At 64.7% G+C, this 26,807-nt stretch carries 22 protein-coding genes and 1 pseudogene; 5 read left to right on the top strand and 18 right to left on the bottom strand.

Translation table 11 applies throughout. The features are described from left to right. Positions 1-12: 12 nt before the first annotated feature. Positions 13-543: a hypothetical protein gene (locus IFS44_RS08650; protein WP_192098171.1), complete on the top strand. Its 531-nt coding sequence runs from the start codon at positions 13-15 to the stop codon at positions 541-543. Between the two features lie 314 nt (positions 544-857). Here IFS44_RS08650 and IFS44_RS08645 read toward each other — a convergent pair whose 3' ends face one another. Beyond that, positions 858-1,592: a hypothetical protein gene (locus IFS44_RS08645; protein ID WP_192098170.1), complete on the bottom strand. Its 735-nt coding sequence runs from the start codon at positions 1,590-1,592 to the stop codon at positions 858-860. Between the two features lie 667 nt (positions 1,593-2,259). After that, the gene (locus tag IFS44_RS08640) at positions 2,260-3,138 is read right to left on the bottom strand and encodes an SDR family oxidoreductase (protein ID WP_192098169.1); all 879 of its coding nucleotides are present in this window, start codon (positions 3,136-3,138) and stop codon (positions 2,260-2,262) included. Positions 3,139-3,219: 81 nt separating this feature from the next. Between IFS44_RS08640 and IFS44_RS08635 the strand changes: the two genes are divergently transcribed. Then, complete coding sequence (locus IFS44_RS08635; protein WP_446740843.1) at positions 3,220-3,594, top strand: winged helix-turn-helix transcriptional regulator; 375 nt, start codon at positions 3,220-3,222, stop codon at positions 3,592-3,594. Between the two features lie 621 nt (positions 3,595-4,215). Here IFS44_RS08635 and IFS44_RS22895 read toward each other — a convergent pair. Continuing rightward, positions 4,216-4,328 (bottom strand): annotated as a pseudogene (locus IFS44_RS22895) (IS5/IS1182 family transposase); the annotation flags it as partial. On the opposite strand from IFS44_RS22895, the gene IFS44_RS22890 reads away from it, so the two are divergent. Beyond that, positions 4,283-4,588 carry an integrase core domain-containing protein gene (locus tag IFS44_RS22890; protein ID WP_446740842.1) on the top strand — a complete coding sequence of 102 codons (306 nt, stop codon included), beginning with the start codon at positions 4,283-4,285 and terminating at the stop codon, positions 4,586-4,588. The pseudogene IFS44_RS22895 and the gene IFS44_RS22890 overlap by 46 nt on opposite strands. Positions 4,589-4,686: 98 nt before the next feature. Here IFS44_RS22890 and IFS44_RS08625 read toward each other — a convergent pair whose 3' ends face one another. From IFS44_RS08625 to IFS44_RS08615, 3 genes are all read right to left on the bottom strand, one after another. Then, positions 4,687-7,002, bottom strand: coding sequence for an adenosylcobalamin-dependent ribonucleoside-diphosphate reductase (locus IFS44_RS08625; RefSeq protein ID WP_192098167.1), 2,316 nt, complete (start codon positions 7,000-7,002; stop codon positions 4,687-4,689). Positions 7,003-7,676: 674 nt separating this feature from the next. Then, on the bottom strand, positions 7,677-8,261 hold the full coding sequence (locus IFS44_RS08620; protein ID WP_192098166.1) for a hypothetical protein: 585 nt from the start codon (positions 8,259-8,261) through the stop codon (positions 7,677-7,679). Between the two features lie 37 nt (positions 8,262-8,298). Continuing rightward, positions 8,299-11,790: a TM0106 family RecB-like putative nuclease gene (locus IFS44_RS08615; RefSeq protein WP_206757824.1), complete on the bottom strand. Its 3,492-nt coding sequence runs from the start codon at positions 11,788-11,790 to the stop codon at positions 8,299-8,301. 45 nt (positions 11,791-11,835) lie between these two features. Here IFS44_RS08615 and IFS44_RS08610 point away from each other — a divergent pair, with 45 nt between their 5' ends. Next, positions 11,836-12,831: a helix-turn-helix transcriptional regulator gene (locus IFS44_RS08610; protein ID WP_192098164.1), complete on the top strand. Its 996-nt coding sequence runs from the start codon at positions 11,836-11,838 to the stop codon at positions 12,829-12,831. A 53-nt stretch (positions 12,832-12,884) separates the two neighbouring features. On the opposite strand, the gene IFS44_RS08605 is transcribed toward IFS44_RS08610, so the two are convergent. The 11 genes from IFS44_RS08605 to IFS44_RS08555 form a co-directional block, all read right to left on the bottom strand. Beyond that, positions 12,885-13,148: a DUF3892 domain-containing protein gene (locus IFS44_RS08605; protein WP_192098163.1), complete on the bottom strand. Its 264-nt coding sequence runs from the start codon at positions 13,146-13,148 to the stop codon at positions 12,885-12,887. 292 nt (positions 13,149-13,440) lie between these two features. After that, a complete protein-coding gene (locus tag IFS44_RS08600; RefSeq protein WP_192098162.1) occupies positions 13,441-13,743 on the bottom strand; it encodes a hypothetical protein in 303 nt (100 codons plus the stop codon). Positions 13,744-13,834: 91 nt separating this feature from the next. Further along, positions 13,835-15,046 (bottom strand): UxaA family hydrolase, encoded by a 1,212-nt coding sequence (locus IFS44_RS08595; protein WP_192098161.1) that lies wholly within the window; start codon positions 15,044-15,046, stop codon positions 13,835-13,837. After that, positions 15,043-15,345, bottom strand: a complete 303-nt coding sequence (locus IFS44_RS08590) for a UxaA family hydrolase (protein WP_192098160.1) — start codon at positions 15,343-15,345, stop codon at positions 15,043-15,045. Before IFS44_RS08590 ends, IFS44_RS08595 begins: the two co-directional genes overlap by 4 nt. Further along, positions 15,342-15,944, bottom strand: coding sequence for a hypothetical protein (locus IFS44_RS08585; RefSeq protein WP_192098159.1), 603 nt, complete (start codon positions 15,942-15,944; stop codon positions 15,342-15,344). The genes IFS44_RS08590 and IFS44_RS08585 overlap by 4 nt, the downstream gene beginning before the upstream one ends. Further along, positions 15,941-17,185: a sugar MFS transporter gene (locus IFS44_RS08580; protein WP_244650064.1), complete on the bottom strand. Its 1,245-nt coding sequence runs from the start codon at positions 17,183-17,185 to the stop codon at positions 15,941-15,943. Before IFS44_RS08580 ends, IFS44_RS08585 begins: the two co-directional genes overlap by 4 nt. Before the next feature lie 106 nt (positions 17,186-17,291). Then, the gene (locus IFS44_RS08575; RefSeq protein ID WP_192098158.1) at positions 17,292-18,233 is read right to left on the bottom strand and encodes a glycoside hydrolase family 43 protein; all 942 of its coding nucleotides are present in this window, start codon (positions 18,231-18,233) and stop codon (positions 17,292-17,294) included. 16 nt (positions 18,234-18,249) lie between these two features. Beyond that, entirely contained in the window at positions 18,250-19,938 is a 1,689-nt protein-coding gene (locus tag IFS44_RS08570) for an alpha-L-fucosidase (RefSeq protein ID WP_192098157.1), read from the bottom strand. 67 nt (positions 19,939-20,005) lie between these two features. After that, complete coding sequence (locus IFS44_RS08565) at positions 20,006-22,804, bottom strand: TonB-dependent receptor (protein WP_192098156.1); 2,799 nt, start codon at positions 22,802-22,804, stop codon at positions 20,006-20,008. A gap of 112 nt (positions 22,805-22,916) precedes the next feature. Next, entirely contained in the window at positions 22,917-23,741 is an 825-nt protein-coding gene (locus IFS44_RS08560) for a FadR/GntR family transcriptional regulator (protein ID WP_192098155.1), read from the bottom strand. Between the two features lie 203 nt (positions 23,742-23,944). After that, entirely contained in the window at positions 23,945-24,361 is a 417-nt protein-coding gene (locus IFS44_RS08555; RefSeq protein WP_192098220.1) for a MerR family transcriptional regulator, read from the bottom strand. A gap of 84 nt (positions 24,362-24,445) precedes the next feature. Here IFS44_RS08555 and IFS44_RS08550 point away from each other — a divergent pair, with 84 nt between their 5' ends. After that, entirely contained in the window at positions 24,446-25,231 is a 786-nt protein-coding gene (locus IFS44_RS08550) for a glutaredoxin (RefSeq protein ID WP_192098154.1), read from the top strand. Positions 25,232-25,596: 365 nt separating this feature from the next. On the opposite strand, the gene IFS44_RS08545 is transcribed toward IFS44_RS08550, so the two are convergent. Beyond that, positions 25,597-25,794, bottom strand: a complete 198-nt coding sequence (locus IFS44_RS08545) for a DUF5818 domain-containing protein (protein WP_446740845.1) — start codon at positions 25,792-25,794, stop codon at positions 25,597-25,599. Between the last annotated feature and the right edge of the window lie 1,013 nt (positions 25,795-26,807).

The following is a 26,807-nucleotide window of genomic DNA, read 5'->3' as shown; positions in this document are numbered from 1 at the left end:
CACGATGGAACCATGAATTCTGCTCGGCGCTTCGCGTTGCCGCTGCATCGCCGGACGGAAAGCGCGGCATCGTCGATCCGTTCGGCCGGACGACGGCATAGCGGACCGGGATGGAGCCATGCCTCGTGGCTGGGCTGGGCTTCCGCATCTCTGTTCACGATGGCGTGGGGCGGCGCGGTCTCGGCCGCGCCGCCGTCGCTGCAGCCGATGACGCGGGCTCAGGTGATGGAGGCCGGTGCTGGGGGAACCGGGTGTTCGTGGTCCATGACCGGCGATCGCCGGATGCGCTTCGCCGCCGCCGGCGATCGCGCCGCGATCCGTCTTGGAAGGGCGGTCATGGTTCTCGCCCCCGCTCCGCGCTCGCGCGAACTGTTCCCGTTCACGTTCGCCGACTGGCGTGGGGAGGGTGTGACCGTCAGGGTCGGGCAGGTCGGTAGGGCTCGTTGGGTTGGGACCGAGGCCTCCACGGCACGCGCGACGCTCACCGTCTCGATGCGGGGCGTGTCCCGAAGGATCGGCGGCACGTTGTCCTGCGGGAGTTGACTGGACGTTGCTGGACGGATTCCGCGCGTTCCTGCGGTATCGCGGAGGATCATGGCGCTCTGCTTCGGATGCAGTGCACAAGCTTCCGTTCCTGGAGGCAGTGATGCCGTTTCTCAGGAGTACGTCGGGCTGGCATCATCACCTTCATCTGCATCGGGTTTCGCGTGACCCGATCCGGGGGGCCACAGAACCGGCCTCGAGCCGGTCGCTCATGGCAGCGGCTGCGTCGTCGCCGGCTACATCGCGTGGGCCTGCAGGCACACCACCTGAGGTCCTTGGTGCATGAGTGCCGCCGCGGATGCAGCGTCCAAGCGCTACCGTGGTACAGGAGACTCGACGAGGCCCGAGTTACCCGTGCGGTCGTTGAGGGCGAACACCACGACCCTGGTCGCTCCCTTCGGCACGGACCGGATCGTCCCCGCGAAGCCGCCGGGCGAAGAGACGAAGGCCAGCGGGGTCGAGGTCAGCATCTTCCCCTCGTTCCAGATGCTGGCGGATACCTTGTAGTCCTCCGACTTCCAGTTGCCGTCAGGGGTGATGGGACAACCGCACATCAACTCGACGGTCGCTTCGATGCTGAGGCCGGCATCGGCGCGCGACACCGTGGGAGTGATGGCGAGTCCGGGAAGCTCGACCATCCAGCCGTTGGCCGTGTCCACGGCTTGGCCAGGCATAATCCATCGTTGCGAGCGGACATGGACGATCGAAGACTGCCGTTTCAGGGGTCCCTCGGCCTCCAACTCGACCAGCGTCGGCCGGTCGATGTCGATCATGGCGGTAAACGAGGCGGCTTCCGCGGTTTGGATCAAGGGGTTTCGGCCTGCCGCCTCCATGATCCGGTTCGTGTCGCCGGTCCCGCCTTTGGTGACGCCTTGCGCCAGCGTACGTCCGCTCTTCACAGCGCGGATCGTGATCTTTGCTCCACCGGTATGATCGCCAACGAATTTGGCGTCCGCGCTGATGACCCGGACGACGACCTTGGTGGGTTCGGCACACACGGCCGCAGGGACGTTCGCCATCATGCCCAGGAGGAGGATACGGGCGTTCATTCCAACGGTCCTTATGCTTGATGAAGTGGCCACCGTACCCACGTCTGCCATAAGCCAGGACCGGGCAAGGGCAGAATGGAGCTTCTGTATACCCACGGCGCCGGGGTTCCGGGGAAGAGGGGTCGGGGGCGGAGACCCCCTGACCGCAGGCAAATGCAAGCCGGCCTCGAGGGCGGAATGGACATCCTGCAACCACTCCAACGCTTTTTCCAGGCGATTGCCCGGTGTTTCAGTCGAGATCGGCGTATTCCGACGGTTGTATTGCAGTCCCTGCGCATCCGCGGGACCGCCGATGGCTGCAAGCGCCAGGTCCAGCACCATCGTGCTGGACCTGGATGACGATGACGGCACGATCTTTACTCTTCCGTTGCCTCAGCGGCTGAGATGGCGCGCAACACCCTTCAACCATTACCAGCACAGTGGGCCCACGACCCTGGAACGTATGTGACGAGGCATGCCGCTGACCGCTGTCGCCTTGAAGCCGGCTCGAAAGAGGAACTCGTCATCCGAACAAGTACATAGTCGAGCATGCAGCAAATCACGCTTCACCGGTCAAGGAAACGGGCGACTCTCAGGAGCCGCCCGTCTTCAATCTGGACCGGCTGCGATCAAAGGGCCGGCTCGTGACGGGGCGAAGCCCGTTCCGCCCGACACCAGGACGGTCGGGTTACGCTCGGATGAACGCGTCCCGGTACTTTCGTACCCAGTTCTCGAACGTGAGCGGCTCGATTGGCAGAATGCCAAGGGCGGCCTGGTGGTCGACGTTGGATGTCATCATGTCCGGGTTCGCAAAGACATTCGTGTAGTGACGTACGATCGGCGCGGGATCCATGCCGTCGGGGAACGTGCCTGCGAATTCCTCGGGAGGCATGGGGCGGAACGTGATCGGTCGACCGAGCGCCCGGCCGAACCTCTCCGCGATCTGGCTGCCGGTAAGATCCTCCGAACCGCAGACGTCGATGACCATGCTTTCGTCGCCGGGATGCTCGAAGGCCGCCACGGTGTAGGCTGCCGTATCCTGATGGCTGATCCACTGCGTATGGGCTTCGTTCGGCATCGGATAGGCGAGTACGTCGTGGTCTCTCACCTCCCGGGTGATCGCCGGGTTCAGGAAATTCTCCATGTAGACGGTCGGCTGGAGAATTGTGAACGGGACCCCGCTGGCCCTCATGTCCGCGAGGATCGGCCGCCACTTGTCCATCGCGGGATTTCCGATGTCATGCTCCTGGATACGGCCGGCCACGTTCCAGACGATACGCCCGACGCCCTGCTTCGCCGCCGCCTCGATGACGTTTCGGCCGTGGGCGTGGGATCCGTTGAAGAACGCTACGGTGAGGAAGACGCCATCCTGACCCCGGATAGCTGCATCGACGCTGATCGGATCATCCAGATCGCCTTTCACGACTTCCGCGCCCATCGCGGCCAGATCGTCTGCCCTAGCGGGCTCGCGCACCATGACACGTACCCTCACGCCACTGTCGATCAGCTTTTCGGCAACCGCTCGTCCCTGCGGGCCAGTCGCCCCAAGCACCAGAATACTCTTCATCGTATCTACTCCATTTCGCGATAACACACGATATAGAGGTTTGATCTGGTGCCATAAGTACGCACAAAAGGCATACATACTTTGGAAAAGCATACTATCGAACGAAACGACGGCACGGATGGCTCCGGAAATTGCGTGCCGCTGGATGCTGATTGTCCCGTCCTGCGTGCCGTGGGGGTGCTTGGCGGTAAATGGAAGCTTCACATCGTTTATCATCTGATCCGCAATGTCATGCGCTTCGGCGAACTCCAGCGGGCTATTCCCGGCGTCACGCAACAGATGCTGACCGCGCAGCTTAGGGAGATGGAAGCCGACGGGATCGTTCACCGGAAGGTCTACGCACAAGTTCCTCCGAAGGTCGAATACTCCCTCACCGAGGTTGGAACGGGGTTGCGACCCCTGATCGACGCCCTTGTCGTCTGGGGACAGAAACTTCCGAAGAGGATCATCGATTAGGACGCTCGCCACCGAAACACCCAGCAGACGTTCGAAATTGAAATCGAGCTGGATATTCGTGATCCGTGTCGTCGATGGGTTGGCTCGCCTGACGCGCGGCGAGCTCCGATGCCAGAATAGGGCCATCGAGATACTGATCTGGCGCCCGGCCGCAACCGGGATAGCAATCCGGTCTTGGCATGGACCAGATCGCCACTTTCCGCTGATGACGCTCCCGTTGGCTACGATGCGATGTACACTGCCGCGGGAACGAGGTGACGCCCTACGAGGTAAGCGCTCCGCCTCTGACACTGCGCCGCTGACTGGTCCAGGAATGTCGACGCATCGCAGTTCGCCTTCTCCAGAGCCGCCTTGCACTTTAACGCTGTAACTTGGTTGCCATGGCGCCGTCAGCCGGCACGGCTCCTGTCCAGAATGCAACTGCAATGCTACACCTCATCCTTGCCTCCCGACATCGCTTCGAAGGACAGTGCGTCTGCAGATCCGACTTCCTGCTCGCCAGCGAAGTGAACCGCGTCGGGTTCGTCGGAGACCCCAATTCCCGAGAAGGTGAGCAATGACGAGCAAGACGACGAACGGGTTGCGCCCGGGGTCCGCGAGCAAGCGGTGCTTCCGAAGGACATCGCACCAGCGCAGCCTGTCGCGATTGACGAAGACGATAGCGCTCAACACCCGCCGATTATCAACCGTGGCTTGCCGTGCCTCTTGTCGGAATACGACGAGAACCGCACCATCTGCTCGTCGGCCAACCAGTAGGTCGCTCATACTGAGCCGCCTCACGAGGCCTGGATCGGATCGCGACCCATTTTTCATCGGTCCTGAACCTAAGCCAAGCCCCACTGACCATGCGTTCGCATGGCCGTTCAACGATCGCCTTCGCGACGAGGGCCCGAACTCACGCTTGTTCCTGTGCATCGCGGACGCTCGATTCAAGATCGCGGCCTGGCGGCATGACTATGATGAGAGCCACCATCATGCATCGCCTGGCTGGTAGGCGAATTGAATACGCTGCTGCTGCGGCCGCCAGGGCGACCAAATAAACGTCGGAGACTCATCCTTCGGATCGGATAAAAAGCCTGGGGTCCCTCACCCTCACCCGCATTTGCTGTACCCGCATTGGTAGCAGGTCAGGCATCCCTCCAGCATATGCGCGGTATGGCGCTTGCAGCTCGGGCATTGTTCTCCCGTCGCGTCTAGGGCGAGTGCGGGTTCAGGCTCCGAATGCTGGCGCAGGATGCGCCCGATGAGGGCGATCAGGCTGGGGGCGTAGCTGCCCTTGGTCTCGTGATCGAGGCGTACGAGCGCGCCGCCTTTGGGGGAATGGACGCGTTCCAGCTCCTCGAACAGGAAGGTGGCATCGCCGCGTCGGCACGCCGCCGACAGCGTCCGGGTCAGTGCCGCCATCGTCTCGAAGTTCTCGACAGAACTGGTCGAGATAAAGATCTCGAACGGCACGCGGCGGCCATCGGAGTGTACATAATCGTTGATCGTGAGGTAGTAGTTCTCGCCATCGATCGGCCATTTGATCTTCACGGTCTTGCCGCTCAGCACTTGAGGGCGGGTCAGCACGTCGGACGTCGAGACCGATGACTGCGCGACGACCGGTTCAGCTTCGGTCGTATCGCTCTTCACCGACAGCACGGACCCGCGAATGCCGCTCGGGCGATAAGTCGTGCAGCCCTTCATGCCCGCGCGATACGCGGTCAGATAGACCTCGCGGAACGCTTCGTACGGCATGTCGGCAGGACAGTTGATGGTCTTCGAGATCGCGGCATCGACCCATGCCTGCGCGGCGGCGGCGACGGCGATGTGATCGTCGACCGAGAGTTCGAGCGCGGTGACCATGTAGTCGGGCAGAGCTGCGGCGTGGTCGAAGCCCGGCATCCGACTGTAGAGATACCAGCCGTAATCCTGCACCTCGAAGCGTTCGAGCGTCTGGTCGGTCGCGGTCTGTTCGATCACGACGGCGCGGTCGTAATGCCAGCTGAAGGTCGGTTCGACGCCCGAGCTGACGTTGCCGTAGAAGATCGACGTCGTGCCGGTCGGTGCCAGCGTCAGCAGCACGCCGTTGCGGATGCCGTGGGTGCGGATGTCGGCGACGAGGTCGGCCGGCAGCTTGGTCAGGAACGGCGCGCGGGCGAACGCTTCGGTGTCGTAGGCCGGGAAGGTGCCACGTTCGCGCGCGAGCGCCACCGACGTGCGGTAGGCTTCGATCGCGATCGCCTTGCCGATCTCCTCGACCAGCGCAGCCGCCGTACGGCCATAGCGCACGCGCATCTGCTGCAGCAGATTGCCGAGGCCGGTATAGCCGAGGCCGATGCGGCGCTTCGCAAGTGCCTCGGCGCGCTGTTCGGGAGTCGGGAAGGGCGACGTGTCGAGGACGTTGTCGAGGAACCGGACGCCGACCTGGACCGCGCTACGCAGCCTGTCCCAATCTACCGCCGCGGCGGGCGTGAACGGGTTCAGCACCATGTTGGCGAGGTTCACATGGCCGAGGTCGCAGTCGCCATTGGGCGGCAGAGGCTGCTCGCCGCACGGGTTGGTCGCGGCGATCGTCTCGCAATAGTTCAGGTTGTTCAGCCGGTTGACGCGATCGATGAAGATCACGCCGGGCTCGGCATAGTCATAGGTCGTGCGCGTGATCAGGTCGAACAGCTCGGCGGCCGGCAGCCGGCGATACACGTACCAGGGACGGCCGTCCTTCTCGCCGACCGCGACATGCTCGCCGTCCGCGCGCGGCACGTGGAAGCCCAGATCCCAGTCCGCGCCCACCTCCAGAGCCGCCATGAAATCGTCCGTGATCGTCACCGACACGTTGAAGTTCTTGAGAAAGTCCTTGCGCGTCTTCGCCGAAATGAACGCCAGCACGTCGGGGTGCCAGACCGGCAGCACGCCCATCATCGCCCCGCGTCGCGACCCACTCGACCGGATCGTGACGCACATGCCGTCCCACATCGCCATGAACGGAATCACCCCCGACGAGATCGAGCCGGTCCGGCCGACGACGGCGCCATCGGGGCGCAGCGTGCCGAAATCCATGCCGATGCCGCCGCCCTGCTGCTGCGTGAAGGCCGCGACGTTGAGCGCGGGCATGATCCCCACGCCGGGCAGGCCGGGTTCGCTGTCCATCGAGTCCTGGATCGTCGGGCTGACGAAGCAGTTGATCCACGTGACCCGCTTGGTCGTGCCGGCGCCCGCGAAAATGCGCCCGCCCGGCACCCAGTCACGGGCTTCCAGTGCGGCAAGCGCCTTCGCCCCCTGTGCAGCATCGTCCTTCGCATAGACCCCGCCGACGACGCGCACGAACGTGTCCGACGGCGTTGCCTCGCTTCCGTGGCGATACTTCTCGCGCCAGATATGGACGGTGACAGTCTGGTCGAGCGGGCCGAGTACGTTGTCGGTGATCATCGAGAAGCCTTGAGTTATTGTATGGATCAGCGTTCCGCGCCCCTCCGGTCGGAGCGGAAAAAGCCACGGACCTTCATGGCTCGTTGAGTTCCGAAACGCAACATGTGGTGGCTTTGCTGCAGCGCACCCCCAAGGGGTTGCTCGCGTTATTGTTTTGCAACCTTGCCTTCCATAGCCGCCCCCGCAGTATCGGGTCGGGTACGCCCCATAGAGGCGAAGGGCACGATCAGATCCGGGAATGTTGAAGGTACAAGGCCCGAACGACTTGTACCCGCTCACAGGAGATCGCGTGCCGTGGCGCATCGTTTCACGCCTTAGTGCAATAAGAGGATGCGCGGACTGGCCTCAACGCGGCGCATGTTCGTATCTCGCGCTGCATCATCGCCTAGCACCAGGCCACCTGCGGATCACCGCCACTAGCCGGCCCGCGAGTACGCCGTCGATGCGGGTACGGTAGGCGGGATCCTGAACGGGGAGGTGCCGACCGGGTCGTGATGGTCCGTGACGTCCGTGGCCTCCGGACCGAAGTCCCTTCGAGCGGGACTGGCGCGGGGGGTGACACTCACGTCACCCTGGAATGACATCCGTGTCACCCATAACAGAGCACATTAGAGATAATGCGGCGCTATGACGAAACACGTACCGCCCGATATCGCTGAGACGTTTGGAACGGCCTACGATTCCTCTCCGGAAGGACGACCGGAGATTGGATCCCTGCGACGTGCACGCATGATGATCGGCCCGAGTTCGCGCAACCGCCGCTCGATCTCGCCGAGCTCCGTCCGATGTGCCGCATCGAAGGACACCAGCCGGGCGCCGCCGACGCGGTACATCGCATGGATTGCGTTGCGCCGGCTACCGAGAGCGACGAACTCGTGCGCGATCGGATCGTCGCTCGCGGCGCGAAGCACGTTGTCGCGGTGGACGACGGGATCGTAGACTGCCGCTTCGTCGAGAAGGAATAGTATGCGCTTCGGCGCGTTCGGCTGGGGCGAGACGTCGATCAGTTCCCCGGAGCGCTTGCGCCAGACGCCGTGATGCTCCGCTTCGTGGTAGAAGCCTGGCACCGTCCAGATGGCCCAGCCGTGGACGATCGTCCCGCCGGCACGGCCGATCTTGCGGGCCACGTTGTGGAAGCAGCCCGACGGCTGGGCGTCGCCATCCGGCCGGCATCTGACGAAGACCGGTCTGGAATCGGACAGGGTCGCGCAGAATGCCCGGAGCCCCTCGGTCAACGTCTTCGGCACCGTGTCCAGCATGGTAGGGACCGGGACCGGGGGCGGGGTGCGGGCTCCGTTAGCAATGGACATCGGCGGGCATCCCCTGAGAGTGTCGGAACGAGGTCGTCGTCGCCAAGACCGCAGCCTTCTGGTCGTCCGCGAACTGCTTGGCCCAGCACAGTCCGTCGACGAGCTCCATCTGTTCGATGGTCGAGCACGGTATCTCCAGCAGTCGTGGATTAGCGAATATGACCGCGAGACAGCGCGCCCTGCTGATCGCCACGTTCATTCGATTGCGACTGTAGAGGAACTCGATGTTGCGTGGGAGGTCCTCGCCCGAGGACGTCGCCATCGAGACCAGCACGACCGGCGCCTCCTGACCCTGGAACTTGTCCACCGTTCCGACGCGCGAGCCGTCCGGGAGCGTTCGCTTCAGGAGCTCCACCTGCATGTTGTAGGGCGACACGATCATGATGTCCTCGATGCCGATCCTGTGCATGACGCCGTGACGGTCCGTCCAGGACGAGCCCAGCAGCGCGGCATGCGTCCTCGCAAGACGAGCCGCCTCTTCGGGGGATCTCTGGGTGCGTCCGACATGCTCTACGTCGACGAACCGCAGACCCGCGTGCGCGAGAGCTTCGGGATCTTCGGCGAGGTCGACGTCGATGCGCTGCAGCGCGGTCGTCCCCTCCGCTTCCAGGCGCCCTTCGTAGACCGCGTTGGATATGAACCGGCACAGGTCAGGGTGCATCCTCCGAGTCGCCGGCAGGAACACGCCCTGATCGGCCGGGACCGTCGCGTGCCCTTCGAGAAGATGATCCAGCGCCGAAAGGCCGCTGCCGCCGGGATGGGTGCCCTTGATCGGCTGTGACAGCTGCATCTGATCGCCCACCAGGACGACGTTGCGCGCCGCCGTGCCCATCGCGACGACGTTGGCCAGGCTGACCTGTCCGGCCTCGTCGATGAACAGGTGGTCGAACGCCTGATCGAGGTCCTCGCGTGCGAAGAGCCAGGCGGTGCCGGCGACCAGACGGTGACGGGCGGCGACGCCGCTCCCGGTGCCGCCGACCACGTCCTCGATCCATCCGCCGCCGTTCAGCATCTGGTCCTCCCGGCCCGACTTCTTCATCCCGGCGACACGGAGTCCTTGGGCAGTGGCCATCGCCTGGACCTCGGCGAGCAGGTTGTTGATGGCCTTGTGCGAGTTCGACGCGACGCCGATGCGCTTGCCGTCCGCCAGCAGCGCCACGATGGCCTGGGACGACGTATAGGTCTTCCCAGCGCCGGGAGGTCCCTGGACGAGGAGATAGCTGTCGTCGAGTTCGCGTAGCGCAGCGATGGCTCCGGCCGTCGCGTCCGTGCCGTCGAGTACGATTGACTGGCCGGAATGCCGGCCGGAAAGGCGTGGGCGCTCACGTCGCAGGATCGAACTCACCGCCGCGTAGCGGTTTCCGCCGGCCACCACGTCCTGGGCGTAGCGATGGACGGCGGCGCGCAGCGGCTTGTCGCCGACCGGTCCTTCGGGGATCAGGCCGCAGCCAGGTTCGATGGGCGATCGGCTGGGTCCCATTTTCAGCTCGAGGACCCGTTCGTCCTCGTCGAGCGAGACGATCTCGCCGGCCGGTTCCAGCGATCCCGAGCGGAGCGGCTTGTCGCCTACGCGCATCTTGAAGTCCTGGGGCGGGAACGTGAACGGATGGACCACCGACTTCTTGTCGCTCCACGGTCGACGATCTGGGTGAGGGTGCAGACCCGAAATGCATTCCGCATCGTTCACGAGCTCGTCGGCGTCCATCTCCTGGCGTGCGAACATCGCCCACCACGTGGGCTTTGCCTCGCGACGGTGGAACTCCAGCAGATCGACCAGCAGCCGCCGCCACGGTAGATCGCCTGCGCCCGTCAGCAGATCATCGGCCAAGCGACGCGTACGGTCCTCGGCCTCCACCCGCGCTGCCGTCCTGATGAGATCGGGCGGCGCGATCGTGCGACCGGCGAACCATGCCGTCTCCGGCGGACGCAGGGTCAGCAGCCAGTCGCGGCACAGTCTCGTCGACCGGCAGTCGATCTCGTTGTAGTCGGCGATCTCCTGCAGCAGGGCGTGGTCGCCCAACTGTCGCCAACGCTCGTAGATGACGATGCTGTCGCCTGCCGTCTTCACCTCGCCCTGGCGACCGCCTGGCAGATAGAACGCCTCCATGTTCTTGATCGAGTAGCGCGGCTCCGAAGTACGGATCGCCTCGGCCACGACCTTGTACAGATCGACGAGACGGTCGGTGCGGAGCAGATCGTCGACCTCGCTCTCCTTCGTCCCATGGTACATCGCCAGCCGCTTGAGCGCGCTCTCCTCGTAGGCCGCGTAGTGGTAGACGTGGGCGCGGGGAAAGCGTGCGAGACGCGCCGTCATGAAGTCCACCGTCCGCTCGAACGCCGACTTCTCCGCGTCCCGGTCATGCGCCCAGAACTCGTGGAACCGGTCCATGCCTTCGTCCAGGGCCACGATGCCGAAGAGATACTCCAGTCCGCCGTCGAAGAGCGGATCCCCCTCCATGTCGAAGAACATGTCCCCTTCGTCCGGTTCGGGCAGCCGTGCGAAGCCGCGCCCTTCTTCAGTGGCGAGTATCTCGACACGGCGTTCGCCGGTCGCCCGCTGATGCCGCTGGAGACCGGCCTGAGCCGACAGCTTTGCGAGCGTGCCCGGCTGGATCCCCTGCACTCTCGCTCCGGCAGGGATGTCCGCCAGCCCGCCGATGTCGACCACGCCGGAGGATCGCAAGGCATCGGTCTGGCTTCGGCCCATTCCCGCGACGATCGACAGATGGTCCGACGCCTCCCAGACCTCGTCGCAGCGATCGTGCCAGCGGCAGAAGGTGCAGTGACCGCACGGATCACCGGTCGAAGGGATCGGAGCGGCATCCACGAAGGCTTCGAAGCGGCGTCGTGCGAAATGATGGTAGTGACCCACCGATGCGGTGGGCACGGTCGCGATCTCGCCCGTACCGAGTACCACGTGCATCGACGGCGGCGTGACGCCCTGTTCCGCAGCGAGCATGTCGGCATAGACGCTCAGCTGAAGCACGTGCTTCGCCTTGGCGGAACGAGCGAGCTTGGTGTCGGCGACGTCGTATGCGAAGCCCCCGAGCGCGGAGGCGGTATCGTCGCGCCTGAGAAGGAAGTCCGAATACCCGTGCCACCGGCCGACGAGGAAGGCACCCTGGTAGATGACGTCCGGACCGTCCCGCAGAGCCTGGCGCGTGGCCTCGACCCGTTGCGGAAGCGTGCCCTCGGCCGCGATCTCGGCGATCGACCGTCCCTCCGAACGCAGTCGCTCCAGAAAGGCGCGCTCGTGCTCTATGCCCTTCTCCTGCAGGAGAACGGCGCTCTCGTCGTCCGGCGCGAAGGTCGTGCGGGTGACGAGGTTCGCGACGTCCAAGTTGGTCGCGTGTCGACATCCCATGAAGTTCACGAGATCGCTCGCGGAGAAGATCGTGCCGCCCTGATGTATCAGCATCGTACATTGCTCCATTATGGATCTTGTTGACGGCTCGACGAACCCCACCGTGACGATCATGATGGCATATGACGACATATCTTGTCGCATGGAGCGATTGTTTCAATGTCGTACCGGAATGCGATCGATCTTTTGACGATTGCGGCTCGAGCCGCGTCCGCACGCGGCGTCAGTCTCGCCGAGATCGAGGAGACCCTCGAACGCAACTATCGGACCGCACAGCGGGTGATAGATGCATTGGGACGACTCTACCCCGAACTGGAGAGGCTCAAGGACGAGGAGACCGGCTGCGCCAGATGGAGGCTGCCGAGGACCGCGCTGGCTCCACTGCTCGTTCCCACCGCCGACGAACTGGCGGCACTCGTGCTTGCCGAGGAGTCCCTCGCCGTGAACGGCGGGGTCGACCACGTGCAGGCTCTGCGGTCGCTCCATGCCAAGATCCTCGCCCTGATCCCCGACGAACGCGGTCGGCGCATCGAAACGGACGAGGAGGTTCTGCTTCTCGCGCTGGGCCATGCGACCCGCCCTGGTCCGAGGCCAGTAAGCAGGGAAGCCGTCGATCTCGCCATATCCGAGGCGTTGAAGGGAGGGTCGCAGCTGCGGATCCGGTACCGCGGGTGGCATGACGAGGCCTCTCGCGAGCGGACCGTCTCGCCGCACGGACTGCTGCTGGGAACGCGCCGATACCTGGTCGCGGTGGACATGGACAAGGTCGACGGGACGGTCCGACACTACCGTGTCGACGGCATAGACGAAGCGACGGTCCTACCCGCCATGGCCGTTCGCACCGAGGCTTTCGATCTGGAGGCCCACGCCATGACCGGCTTCGGATCGTACCAGGACGGCGGCGGCGTGCGCGACGTGGTCTGGCGGTTCGCACCGCAAGCCGTGCGTTGGGCAGAAGGCTTCTCCTTCCATCCCACCCAGACGATGGAGCACGAGCCTGACGGGTCGCTGATCGTCCGGTTCCGTGCTGCGGGACTGCTTGAGATGTGCTGGCATCTGTACATGTGGGGCGATGCGGTCGAGGTCGTCGCACCGGTCGAACTGGCCACGATGACGGCTGGCCACCGCCGGGGCGACTTTCCCGCGTTGCCTTGAGGCGGCGGGGTTTCGAAGACGGGGTCGGAGCGTCGCCCCGACCCCGTCGCCGGTCAGCAGTCGGGCAGATCGTCGAGGTTGTTGCGGGTCGTGGTGTCCCGATCGGTCCGCAGGTATCTGCCGGTCGCACCCTTCACGACGAGGATCTTCGTCTCGGGCGAGTTGGCCCAGTTCACCCAGTACTCGTGCGTGCCGCCATCGATGTCGGCGATGGCGTCGGCCTTGCTTCGGGGCGACCAGGGCTGGCCGGAGTTGCAGAGCTTCGTGATGTCGCCCTGCGTGTTCTTGCCGGTTGCCCGGACGTATCGTTTAGCCATGATGTTCTCCAATGCCTCTGCGATCAACCGTCGTCGCAGGCGACGCTCTGGACCATGCGGGCGACAGATCGTGTCGCATCGTTCGGGCGTGAGGTGAGATTCCCGACATCCCGATACTCGGCATTGGTCCGCCAAGGAGAAGATCGGCTGGGCAGCGTCCGCTCGGTGCCAGCCGCCGCCCATGACGGCGGCGGTCGCAACGTCTCCATTCTATCCCCCCATGACCGGACCAAGGGGTCAGCGGAATCTGCGATGGCGTTGGCACGGGCATCGAATGTGTCGCCGGTGTCCATCACCGGGACCAGCTGATCGCCGGTGCGATGCATCTGCAGCGCGACAGTCCCCGCCCTGCGGATGATCGCCATGATCGCGGAGGGAACGGCACCGGCGCCACCGCCTGCGCCCGTCCTTCTTCGGTGCATTCGAGCTTCGTGCCCGCGTGGATGACAACGGCGAGGTTGGCGAGCACGTCCTTATCGCCGACCTCCTGCGCCGGCGCGATGACTGCGGCGGCATAGGCGACGTCCAGCACACGCGCCTCGCACCCCTCTATGCCGGCGAGTGCGTCCAGTCGCGATCCGTGGCGATGACGCACGCTCCCTCGTTTGCGAAGCGTTCTGCGGTGGCGCGGCCGATGCCACGTCCTGCTGCCAGGACGAGCGCCACCTTTCCATCCAACTGTCGCGTCAAGCTGCAGTCCTTCGTCGTGCGGTAGGCAGACAGGCAGGCCCGATCGGGTCGAACGCCTTGTAGGTGAGGATGAATTCGCGGTGGCCCAGCTCCTCGGATACGCTGCGTGCGCCGCCGGCTACCGCCATGACTGCGTCGACGATCTCGGCGCCTACGACGTCCAGGGTCGCGGCACCTTCCAGGATGCGCCCGGCATTGATGTCCATGTCGGCAGCGAGACGGCGCGCGGTTTCCGGGTTGGCACATACCTTGACGACTGGCGAGATCGCCGATCCCACTACGGATCCGCGCCCGGTGGTGAAGATCGTCAGGTGACAGCCGCACGCGATCATCTCGACGATCTCGGCATTGTCCGAGATGTTCGGAAAGCCGAAGCGCGGCTCGCCGTCCGGCACGACGTCGAGGAGGTACAATCCGCCGGTCGGCGGAACGTCGCCCGGCTTGATGATGCCGCTGATCGGCGAGGAGCCCGATTTGGAATAGGCCCCCATCGATTTCTCCTCCTGCGTCGTCAGCCCGCCCTCGGCATTGCCGGGCGCGAAGCTGCCGAAACCCATCACGGTATAGTAGCTCTCGGCCTTGGCGACGCTGGCGATCAGCGCCTCGCCCAGTTCGGGGGTCACCGCGCGATCCACCATGATGGCTTCGCATCCCACCAGTTCACCGGTCTCCTCGAAGATGCAGGTCGCACCTTGGCCGACCAGCGTGTCGAACGCACGACCGACCGCCGGGTTGGCGGTGATGCCGCTGGTGCCGTCCGAGCCTCCGCAGATCGTGCCGATGATCAGTTCGTCGACCCTCATGGGTACGCGCTCGACCGTGGCGATCTGCGCCTGCATGCGTTCGACCGCCTCCATGCCGGCCGCGATCGTGGCGGCAGTGCCGCCCGCCTGCTGGATCACCAGCAGTTCGACCGGTCGGCCGCTCGCCGTCACCGTCGCCTGCAATCGCTCCCGATCGAAGCTTTCGCAGCCGAGCGACACGATCACCACGCCGCCGACGTTGGGGTGCGTCACCACCGCTTCCATCACCTTCGCGGCGTAGGCGTTGGGATAGCAGCCGGGAAAGCCGATCAGGTGGACGTCGGGATCGTCGATCTTGTCGACGATCCGACGTGCGACGTGGTGGGCGCATTCCACCAGATAGGCGACGGCGACGACGTTGCGGATGCCCTTGCGCCCGTCCGCCCGTGCAAAGCCCTGGATCACGTCCGTGACTCGGTCACGGTGGCCCTCGTGTGGCTGGCGATGTAGTCACTCTTCATGTTGTGCATGTGAACCCATTCCCCAGCCTCTGCGCCAACCGTCATCGATCCGATCGGTGCGCCGTATTTGATGACCTTGTCGCCCGGCGCGAGCGTTCCGCGCGCGACCTTGTGACCCACGGTGATGCCTTCTCGCGCCGGGATGGTGCCGCCGGACACCGGCAGGATGTCGCCGGCGGCGATCGGCGCGACACAGATCAGCACGTTGTCGTCCGGATGTAGTAGGATCAGTTGGTTCGTCATGGTCGGGCCACGTCCTGTTCTTCGTCGGCGTCCTGTGTCGACCCGGCGCCGGACGCGTCCGTCGCGATACGGGCTACCTTTTCGGCGTCTTGTCCGGCTCCGACAAGACCGGTGACGACGCGGGCGACCGCCGGATTGCGGAGGGGAAATTGCGCGGCCGCTGCCGGCAGTGGCATCACAGCCGATGCACGGATTGAGGCCGGCGCGTGAGTTCGCGTGACGACATCGGCATCGGGAGTGGCATAATCGTGAGGCGGCGGCTGCGCTGCGGCCCTGTCGGGATCGAGCTCGGTGACGCAGCCGTTGTGCGGCCGGCCAACGATCGCTTGGACACCGCGTTCGACGCAGCGGTCCGGCGATCGCATGGCGCCGCGATCCACCGGCGCATTGCGCCCGGCAAGCAGGATCTCATCGAGTCCGATCCAGTCGAGCGACTCCTCGCAGACCTCCGTCTCGTTCACGCCGATGCCGACCGCGCCGGCGAGGCGGGCATCGCGCAGTTCGATCATCGCCTCGTGGACGTCGTCGATGAAAGCAGCGATGTGCCGCTGGTGATCCGTGGCGATCGTTCTCCCGCTGGGGACATGCGCATCGATCACGCCTGAACGCCCCCACGGGCATGGATGCGGGCGTAGAGCGCGATGCACAGAAAGGCGCCGCAGGGCACCAGCATGGCGACCCGGATCGATGCGGCATCCGACACGAACCCCATCGCCGCGGTCAGCACCGCGCCGCCGATGATCGCCATGACCAGCAGCGATGCCCCTGGTTTAGTCAGTGGTCCGAGGCCGCGCAGCGTCAGGACGAAGATGGTCGGGTACATGATCGACATGAAGGCGCTGGACAACACCAGGGCGGCCACGCCGATCTCGCCGCCCATGGCCACGGCGACTCCGCACAGCATCGCATCGACGACTGCGAACATTGCCATCAGCCGTGCCGCCGCGATCCGCCCCATCAGTCCGGCACCGACGAAACGGCCGGCCATGAACAACGCGAGTGACAGGGTCAGCAGCCACGCCGCGTGCTGCGTTCCCAGTGCCGGCATCTCCACCGCCACGTACCGGATCAGGAAACTCCAGATGCCGACCTGCGCACCCACGTACAGGAACTGCGTGCCGACGCCCGACAGATACCCCGGCATGGCGAGCAGCCGACGATAGGCGTGCGGCGTCCGGGCGTCCGGCGCGGTCGGCCGCGTGGCGATGCCGGGGAACCGGGTGACGACGATCACGGCGGCCCAGACGAACACGAGCAGCGCGATCAGCAGATACGGCGTCCGAACCGACGAACCGGCGGCTAGACCGCTGCTCCCGGCCTCATCCCCGAGGATGAAGGTCGCTCCGGCTGCGACGCCGACGATCGATCCCAGGGGATTGAACGCCTGCGCCAGGTTGAGGCGACGTTCCGCGGTCTCCGGCGTGCCGAGTGCGGCGACCATCGGATTGGCGGAGGTCTCGAGGAAGGCTAGCCCGCTTGCGATGACGAACAGCGCGAAAAGAAAGAAGCCGTAGCTCAGCATCAGCGATGCGGGCCAGAACAGCAACGCGCCCACGCCGAACAGGATCAGGCCCACGACGACTGCGAACTTGTAACCGAAACGCTGCATCACGAGTGCCGCCGGCACCGCAAAGCAGAAATAGCCCAGGTAGAAGGCGGACTGGACGAGGCCCGACTGAAGATCGCTCAGCGTGAATACGACACGGAAATGCGCGATCAGCACGTCGTTCAGGTTGTTGACCATGCCCCACATGAAGAACAGGCCCACCGTCAGGAACAGCGCCGTCCTTCCGGTCAGAACATCACCATCCGACGGCGGGCGATCAACGAGGATCATCATGGTCTCGGCGTCCTCGAAAAAGATGGGCCGGTCCGGAAAGGTCCGGCCCACAGGCGGGGGATGTCAGACGCATTCAGGCGCTGCAGCCGCAGGGGTCGCGCGCCGCTCATCCGGCGGCGGCAAGCGCGTCGATCAGCGAGCGGTCGGCTGGTATCATCGTGCCATGGTTCGCACCTGCTGGAATGGAGATGCGATCGGACACGTCGTGCCAGGTCCTGCCGTCACTCGACGCGACCGCGCCCCAGCGCTTGTCGGTGTACCGATCGAAGAAGACCCGCATCTCGCCGTTCACCGTGATGGCGGTCGGCCCCTCGCTCCATGCGGGGGTGATCGGTTCGGACAGCGGACCGAAGCGCGGCGTCGGCGACAGGGTGGCGTCGCACCACTGGATCACCTTGCGCAAAGGCTCCTTGCGCTCGTCCTTCACGAACATGATCGTGCGGCCCCCCCGCTTCAGGAACGTCGCATCGATCACGCTGAAGCCGGGATCGTAGAACTTCTTCGTCGGGGAGAACGTTCGGAAGTCCCGGGTGGTCGTGGAGTAGAGACGGTGATCGCCCTCGTCCCCCGCTTCGCCGACGGTGCTGGCCCAGACGATCAGGAAGCGGCGGGCTGCATCGTCCCACGTCAGTTCGGGTGCCCAGGCGTTCCGCGTGTCCGGAAACGCCGCCATCACGGGAATCGCCTGCTGCGTGGACCAGTGGATCAGGTCGCGCGACGAGGCATGGCCGATCGTCACGCCCTTCCAGCTGGTCGTCCAGACCATGTGATGGAGCCCGGTCCGCGGATCGAGCGCGATCGAGGGATCGCGCATCAGCCTGTTCTCCCCGACCTGCGGGACCAGCATCGGCGCCCCTCCGCGTACCGGGCGGAAGCGCCAGCCGTCATCACTGATCGCCAACCGCATGCCCGCGCCGCCGTCGTCGGCATTGTGGAAATAGCTGAAGACGAAGCCCCCTTTGCGGGATGCCGCGGACGCCGCCCCCGCGAACGCGGACATCGTCATGCCGCTGGCCAACGCCGTGCACAGATCCCGTCGGTTCAACATCCTCACGTCCTCTCGTTCAGACCGGTTCGCCCAGACTGCCTGCCGTCAGACCGCTTCCCTCGATGATCAGGGCAAGGCCGATCGCATTGCGGCGCGCGGCAGGCACATCGACTTCGAGCTCCTTCGCCGTCCGGCGGAACCGGAGCGGTGCGCTGTCGCCGGGCAGGGTCACGCGGCTCACTTCTCCGCGGCCGATCCGCGTACCGGTGCCGAGCAGGGACAGCCGCACGACGCCGTCCTTGGGCCAGCCGAGCACCAGTGCATGCAGCGCCGCACCGTTGCGAACATAGCGAACGTCACGCTCGTTGTAGGGCGACACGGGCCCCCCTTCGGCGAACATGCCCGTTGCCGGGCGGGTCGGCCCTTCGCCATGAATACGCCACGGGCGGCTGCCGTAGATCGCGCTGCCGTACAGGCCCATCCAGGCGGCGATGTCCTCGACGATGCGCTCCTCCTTCTCGTCGATCGATCCGTCGCCACGCACGGGGACGCTCAGAAGGAGATTGCCGTTCTTCGACACGACGTCGCACAGCGTGTGGATGACGGTGGCGGCGCTCTTGTAGCCGTCGCGCTCGTAGAGGGCGCGATCGTAATGCCAGTTGCCGAGGCAGGTGTCCGTCTGCCACGGATAGGTTTCGATATGCGGTTTGCCGCCCCGCTCGACATCCTCGACCAGGCCCATGCGCTTCTCCGCAGGCACCGTCTTGACGTTCAGGACCGCCTCGAGCCTGCCGCCGTTCCAGGCACGGCTGGCGTTGTAGTAGTGCGCGGCCATCTCCAGACCCACCTGATTGAACGGCAGGTCGAAATTGTCGAGATAGATGAGATCGGGACGATACTTCTCGACCAGTTCGCGACAGCGCAGCGCCCAGTTGCGCACGAACGCCGCCGCCTCGGGGGGCGCCCATTCAGTCCAGATGCGGTCGGTGCGCTCATGGACGGCATTGGCTTCCTCGATCGAGCGGATGCCGTCGGGCAGCGGAAACGTACGCCCGGTGTAGAGCGCCTGCGGATCCAGCCCCTCCCAAGTCCTGCCACGGCCGTCGGCGGTGGTCAGGCGGTAGGCGTCGTAGCGCTCGCCGGCTCGCGGTCCTTCGGCGTCGTAGCCATAGGCGGTCTGGTACCAGTGCCACGCATGCGCGCTGTGGTTCGACACGCCGAAGCGCAGCCCGCGCTCGCGCGCCAACTTCGCCCAAGTGCCTATGATGTCCTTCTTAGGACCGATCCGCGTCGTGTTCCACGGATTATGGCTCGAGGCGTAGGTGTCGACGTTGTCGTGATGGTTGGCCAGCGCCACGAAATACTTCGCACCCGCGCGCTTGTAGAGGTCGAGCATCCGGGCGGGGTCCCAGCGCTCGCCCTTCCACTTGCCGACGATCTCGATGAATCCGACGTCGGCCGGGTGCCCGTATTTGGCGAGATGCGCCTTGTTGGCGCGGGATCCCTGCAGATACATCTCGCGCGCGTACCAGTCCCCCTCTTCGGGAACGCATTGCGCACTCCAGTGCGCCCACATTCCGAACTTGGCGTCGCGGAACCAGTCGGGCGCGCGATAGCCGGCCACGAGCGAAGGCCAGTCCGGCGTGAAGGGGCGGGACGTACCGTTCGCGCTCGCCGCTGCCGCCGCGGGCATGGCGGCGGTCATGCCCGCCAGGCCCCCCGCAAGGCCGATGGTGGACAACGCATCTCGCCGGTTCATGGTCATCGCCTTCGTCCTGTCGTTCGTTGATGTGATCGCAACGTGCTCCTCCGCCGCGCGGAGGGGTGGGAAATCAGAAGCGGACATGCACCCCCGCCGTGATCCGTCGACCGATCTGCGAATAGATGCGGGTCAGTCCGAAGTTGTTCTTCGTCTGCTGCACCGCGTCCAGCAGGTTGGTCACGTCGGCGCTCAGCGACATTGCCGGCGTGATCTGATAGCTCGCCGAGGCGTCGAGCTGGCCATAGGCCGGGGTGAACGCTCCATCGCCAAAGTAGTTGGCGTCGCCGCCGGTGAACCTGCTGCGATAGGTGTAGCTGCCCCGCAGGCCGATGCCGTACTTCTCGAAATAGCCGCCGACGTTGTAGTTGTACTTCGAGACGTCGTTCAGCGGGACGTTCGGGCCACCCTGGAACTGGGGGACCTTCGGCGCGTCGATATACGTGAAGCTCCCGAACACGCCGAGTCCGTCGAACGTGCCGCCGAGATAGGCAAGCGGGATCTGTGCGGCGACTTCCGCGCCCTTGATGTCCGCCGACGACAGGTTGAGCGGCTGGTTGCGCCGGAATACGATCGTCTGCGTACCACCACCGCGCAGCTGTGCGGTCAACGTCTGCGTCACCTGACCGTCGATGATGTAGTTGGTCAGATGCTTGTAGAAAACGGCTGCCGACAGCAGACCCTGTTTCGGGAGGTAGTATTCCAGCGAGAGATCGGCCTGGTCGGACAGATAGGGCTGGAGGCCCGGATTTCCCGAGTTGATGCTGCGCACGTTGGCGTTCACGCTGGTTCCTGCGGACAGGCTGCCGAGACCCGGCCGACCGACGACCCGTGCCAACGCACCGCGCGCCAGCAGCGCGTCCGTGAGTTCGTACTTTACGTTGAAGCTCGGCAGGAAGTATTCGTAGTCGCCCTTCACCTTGGTCGGCACGCCGGTCGGCACGGTGGTGAAGACGCCGCCGGGTTCGATGATGATGCCGTTGAGATCGGGGACGAGCCCGTTCGACACGGTCTGCGTGCTGACGTAGCGGATGCCCAGATTGCCGCCGAGCCGCCCATCGGCGGAACCGAAGCCTGCCTGCGCATAGGCCGCCATCGTACGCTCCCCGACATCGTAGCCGGTGCCCGAGACGTCCTGGGGCGGCACGGCGCCGATCACGGTCGCATAGGGGATGATGGCGTAATAGGCCGCCAGATCGGTGACCAGATAACTGGCTGGATAGTTCGGGATCTTGGTGTCGAACGAGATCGGCTTCAGGATGTCGGTCGCCCGCACCGCGCCGCTCGCACCCTCGAACCCGGGGACGAACGCCAGCCTGCCACCCGAGAGACGCGCAAGCGTCGTGGCGTTGGCACTGGATCGGGTGTCGACCGCGGTATTCTGACGGTCGCCGTAATACAGGCCCGCCTTCAGCGATTTGAGGAAGCTGCCCTCGACCGTATATTCCGCATCGAGCCGGCCTTCGTAGTTCCGGTCCGAGTTGCGACCGCCGAAGAAGTCCTGCGACAGCAGGTAGAAGGTAGATGGGTCGATCGGATCGTAGCCGGTTCCGTAGGTGACCTTCGGCGGACTGCCCAGGCCGTCCGGGTGCGTGATCGTGCCGATCCCACGGGAGATCGTCGCGAAGCCGTTGTTGAGATTTCTGGTGGTCGACTTGAAGTAGCTCGCCTGCCCGCTGACCTTCATGTCGCCATCGGTGACGTCGAAGCCGCCGGCATACGAGTTCAGGATCTTGCGGCTGTCCTGACTGAAGGTCGATGCGCGATGATCGAGGCCCGTCGCGCTCATGGACGTGAGGAAGCCCTGCGATCCGGCGACGAGCTGCGGCACCAGACCCGTGTCGATCGTGCTCGCGGTGACGCCGTACGGCTGGCCAGGCAGCGATGGCGCGATGTTGGTGAAACGGGTCGCGTTCTCGTACCACAGGTTCTTGTCACGGAAGTCCGAGTGGAAGTAGTCGGCGAAGACGTTGACGTTGTCGGTCGGCTTGTACTGGACGGTGCCGATGATCGACAGGCGCTTACGCGTCCCGGGATACGCCTGATATGCCTGCGCGTGGTTGAACGTGTAGGTATCGCCGAAATCACCGTCGCGGTTGTAGTCGACCGGAGGGTTGCGCTGCCCCTCCGTACCCGTCTCCGCGCCGTAGCCCTGATAGTTCAACGACAGATACTTGCGCTGTTCGTAGGCGACGCCGACGTTGATGCCGAACGTCTTCGAGGCGTTCACATAGTTGGCGAGGCCGGCGACGCGCGGTGAGAGCTTCTTCGGATTGTCCTCGTACACGCCTTCGACGGTACCGTTGAAGCTGGTCTTGCCGATGTCGAGCGGGTGCGCGGTCTTGACGTTGATCGTTCCGGCAAGGCCGCCTTCGATCATGTCGGCGGTCGGCGACTTGGCGACTTCGACAGCGCTGACGAATTCCGCGGAAAGCGTGGTGAAGTCGAACGATCGGCTGCCGCCGCTGCCCAGCGTCCGGCCGTTGTACTGCGTACGCGCAAAATCGGGTGCGAGGCCACGGATGCTCACGGACGATCCCTCGCCGCGGTTGCGAGTGATCTGGACACCGGTGATCCGCTGGAGCGATTCTGCGAGGTTCTGGTCCGGGAACTTGCCGATGTCCTCCGCCGAGATGCCGTCGCTGACGACGTCGGCATTGCGCTTCTGCTCGTTGGCGAGCTGCAGGGAGCGGCGGAAGCCCGTGACGACGATCTCCGAGGATGCGGCCGGGTCGTCGGTCTCAGCCACCGGCGTGTCCGCCTGGGTCGTGCTCGGTGCCGTCTGCGCGATCGCGCTCAGCGGCCATGCCGCAACTCCGAGCAGAAACGCCGTCTTCAACGGCCGTGCCTTGAAATCGCTGAGCCCCATCATCCATCCTCTCCTCGTCTTGCGGCTTCGACCGCTTGACTCAGACAATTGAGGAATAGGTCAGATATGTCAAATTATAATGCATCTGATGTATCAGATTACAGCGGTAGCGTTATCAGATGGAAAGACGTCTTCTTGCCGCCGCTCTTCTCTGGGCGTTCGCGGTAGTCAACTTCTCGATCGAGTCGTTCTCGGTGAAGGCCAGAAGGTCTGCGAGCACTCGATCGAGGTGTATCAGCATTGCATCACGAGCCGCCGTGGGATTCCGTGCCTTTATTCCGTCGAGGATCGAACGGTGGTCCGTCATGCGAGGGGTGCCGCCTGCCGCAGTGATGCGCTGCAGCATGGCATTGCAGAGCGGTGATCGGGTCCGGACGTCCCACAGCATCTCGACCATCAGGACAATGGCGCTGTTCTGCGTGGCCCGGGCGATCTCGGTATGGAAGCGGCGGTCGGCTGCCCAATCACCCTGTCGTGGCTCGTCGTTCTCCAGTTCCATCTTCTGAAGGACGGCTTCCATCTCCCGTATCTGCTCGTCCGTCGCCGCCAACGCGGCAAGGGCTGCGGCCTGGACCTCGACGATCCGTCGTGCTTCCGTAAGCTCGAACGCACCGATATCGAGAGCGTCGGGGGTCGCCTGACGGTTGGCCGTCGCTCCTATCACGTAGAAGCCGGACCCCTGCCGTGCTTCGACGAGGCCCAGTATCTCCATGCCGATCAACGCCTCGCGAATCGTCAGACGACTGACGGCGAACCGTTCGACCAGCAGTCGCTCCGGAGGCAGCCTGCTGCCCGCAGGGAAGACCCCCGACGCTATTTCCGCCTGCAGCGTGTCGATGATGACCCTGTATAGTTTACCCGCTCCGCTCGTTTCCGGACTCGGGGCCGCTGCCGAAGCTGCGGACCTACGCTTGGGGTTGCTTTCAAGACCTTGGCTCATGGTTCACGCTATCACGATGGCGGACTTGCGTCATCGCCATGCTGATAGATCACGGAAAGTGATCTGACGTCTGGCAGGTGGCCGGGGCTGTAATCAGCCCCGTTGGACGCCGTCGTGCTTGCAGGAGCCGCCGTCGTCCGGTGGCGGTGCGTTAGCGCCCGATCATGAAGCCTCTGCCAGACGGTCGATCCCGAGCGGCGCGGCTAGCGCGGAGTTTGACCGTCGGGCTGCTCGAAGGAGGTCAGGATCGGGCACGGCCCGGCCGCGCCGCTGCCGCACTGTTGAGCGAGGCGGCGCAGCGAGGCGCGGGCCCGGTCCAATTCGTCGATCTTGGCGTCCAAAGCTGCGATCCTTTCGGTCGCGAGTTCACGCGCCCGGGTTCGATCGTCGGTCGCATCGAGTGAAAGCAACTCGTTGATCTCTGCAAGCGTGAACCCGGCAGCTTGCGCCGAGCGGATGAAGCGCAGCCGGCGAACGTCTTCGATACCGTAGCGCCGCACGCTCCCACCATGTTCGGTGCCGCGAGGCCGCTCGGGCGTCACCAGCAACCCGCGCCGCTGATAGTAGCGAACGGTCTCCACGCCGACGCGCGCTCCGCGCGCCAGCCCGGCAATGGTCATCTGCGCCACCCCTTGACTCCGTACCGTGGTCCGGACCCTATATGGATGGCAGCCTGAAAGATACCAGATCGAAAGCCGCTGCTCATGACCACGATCGCTACCCCCCGCCCCGCCACCTTGCACCGGATGGTGACGGGTAAGCACGTTTGCCCCTACGGCCTGAAGGCCAAGGACCTGCTGCGACGCGAAGGCTACACCGTTGACGACCGCTGGCTGACCACGCGGGAGGAAACGGACGCCTTCAAGGCCGAGAACGGGGTCAAGACGACGCCGCAGACCTTCATCGCGGGCGAGCGGATCGGCGGCTATGACGACTTGCGCCGCCATTTGGGCAAGGACGTCGCCGATCCCAAGGCGATCACATACGAGCCGGTCGTCGCGCTGTTCGCGGTGACCGCGCTGATGGCGCTCGCCGTGAGCCATGCGACTTACGGCACGCCCTTCACGCTACGAGCGGGCGAATGGTTCATCGGGTTCAGCATGGCGGTGCTGGCGCTGCTGAAGCTCCAGAACATCGAGAGCTTCGCTACGATGTTCCTCAACTACGACCTGCTCGCGAAGCGTTGGGTGCGCTACTCCTACATCTACCCCTTCGCTGAGGGCTTGGCGGGCGTGCTGATGATCGCGGGCGTGCTGACCTGGTTGTCGGTGCCGGTCGCGCTGTTCATCGGTACCGTGGGTGCCGTGTCGGTGTTCAAGGCGGTGTACCTCGATGAGCGCGAGCTGAAGTGTGCCTGCGTGGGCGGGGCCAGCAACGTGCCGCTCGGTTTCCTGTCGCTGACAGAGAACCTGATGATGATCGCGATGGCGGTATGGATGGGGCTGGCAGCGCTGGGCCTCGCGAGCGGGACTACGCACGCCGTGCCGTAGTCGTCAGTTGTGCTCCGTCTCTATCGATGCGGTCCCCCAAGCGTCGAACGAGACGACGATGACCGGCATGGCACCGGGCTATACGGGTGAGGCTGGTCGAGAACTTATGCGCGGCATGCCGCCGCATCATGGGGGCGGGCCGGCGAGGCGCCAAAGGTACGGCCGTGATCCAGAAGTCAAAAGCTGTTCAGCCCCCTGTCCGGTAGTCTCAGTAAGGAGGCCGATGTAGAGGCAGCGCAGACGCGTGGCTCTGGCTGCAGGCCCGCCGCGATTGCGTCCCCCTGATATCAGGTGGGCTGCGACGAGGGTGATACGCCGGGGGGCGCCTGCTCGACGTCCGGTACGACGCGCCTTGGCGCGGTGGTTCAGGCCGGCGAGACGCCGTCGGCGTGGACCAGATCGGGACCGACGAGCGTGCCGATCACCCGAACCCGCCTGTCGTCCAGATCCACGGGGATGCGGTAAAGTTCGAGCAGATAACGACCTCCCCGATCACGTCGCAGACGAAATCCGCCACCATCGCGCAGAAGGGTGCCGGTCTCGTCGATCCTCATGCCGATCATCGTCACGTGCATGCTCCTCCACCCTCAGCCGCCGCCGGCCGTTCGTAGCGGGGTCGCGTCGGTCATCGAACACGGCGGACCATGCCTCGAGCAGGGGACTTCGTCCACGGCGACTACCCGATGGCATGTATTCGCTGTCATCGACAGGCGAACACTGGATGAACGTGCTTTCGCACGGAAAACCGTTCGCGGCTGCAAGATCGCATGGAAGCATGCCGAAGTTGGACTGACTCTGCCGAGTGGAGTCCGGGATCGGTCGAACTTCGTGCTTTCGAGTATTAACCACGGATCGGTCGACGACTGGGTCAGATCGGTGGCGGGGGCCGGACGGCGCCGGACGCTGTCCCGGAAGCCGGAGTGACATGCGCGTCACCCTCAACAGATAATACTCGAAGTGTCTAACGGATGACGTACGGACGCCGGTCCCCGGCGGGCGGCGAAGGCATGACGCTTTTGACGCAGCGACATCGACGCCTCCGCAGCGTGGACCGCGGTTTGGAAATGCCCGGCAGATGCAGCGGGGGACACCATCGGGCTCGCCGGGGCCGTCGCCGTCGTCGGATCGTGGTGCGTCGGCACCCGATCAGGACGCCTTCCACGCATCCGGGGTGCCTGCCCATTGTACAATGACGATTAGAGGGCTGTTCAACTGGACGAGCAATCGCTTGGCAATGACCAGTGCAAGGCGCGCACGATGATCGTGGACTTCATATCTCGCTGACGGGCGTGTTCCGCAAGCGCAACGCTTTTCCGGCTACGATCGAGCCGTCTCGATGCACGTATCGAAGATTGCTCCGTTCTGAACCTTGTTGACGGCTCGACGGAGGTCGCGTTCTACGGCATCGCCAGGCGAACGATGAACCTTCGGCGCATCGGATCGCTCGATGACGCTGTGTCGAAAGGTGATCGGTGGGTTGACGATGGTCGTCGAGACGAATCCCGATTCGATCGACGGCACTACGGACATCTGGACCCGGCCGGGAGGCGACCGTCGGATTGCGCCACGGGCGGTG

The organism is Sphingomonas sp. CFBP 13706 (assembly GCF_014842355.1).
Taxonomy (GTDB): domain Bacteria; phylum Pseudomonadota; class Alphaproteobacteria; order Sphingomonadales; family Sphingomonadaceae; genus Sphingomonas; species Sphingomonas aerolata.
The sequence above is the reverse complement of the archived record's forward strand: the minus strand, read 5'-3'. Positions and strand labels throughout refer to the sequence as shown.